Source organism: Streptomyces otsuchiensis (assembly GCF_004305975.1).
Lineage (GTDB): Bacteria > Actinomycetota > Actinomycetes > Streptomycetales > Streptomycetaceae > Streptomyces > Streptomyces otsuchiensis.
On record NZ_BHZI01000614.1, the window covers coordinates 1 to 420 of the forward strand.

General features: G+C 70.7%; 1 pseudogene. It reads right to left on the reverse strand.

What is annotated here, in order from left to right:
- Positions 1 to 420: pseudogene (locus E0D90_RS26090) on the reverse strand (transposase); the annotation flags it as partial.

The following is a 420-nucleotide window of genomic DNA, read 5'->3' on the forward strand; positions in this document are numbered from 1 at the left end:
CTGGCCTTTGCGGGAGATGACCGGGAGGATGCGGCGTCTTCGCAGTTCGCGGCGGTTGGGGTTGCTGTCGTAGCCCTTGTCGCCAAGGAGCGCGTCGGGTCGTTTGCGGGGGCGGCCGGGGCGGCCGGCGACGGGGGGAATGCCGTCCACGAGGGCGAGGGTCTGGGTGACGTCGTTGACGTTGCCGCCGGTGGTGATCACCTTCAGTGGTGTGCCGTGCCCGTCGCAGATCAGGTGGTGTTTACTGCCCGTCTTCCCCCGGTCGACCGGCGACGGGCCGGTCCCGGCGCCCCTTTTTTCGCCCGGATGTGGGAGGCGTCCACACAGGCCCGGGACCAGTCCAGCTCTCCTGCGGCGTGCAGTTCGGCCAGCAGCAGGCGGTGCAGCCTGTCGAAGACCCCGGCCTCCTGCCACCGGCCC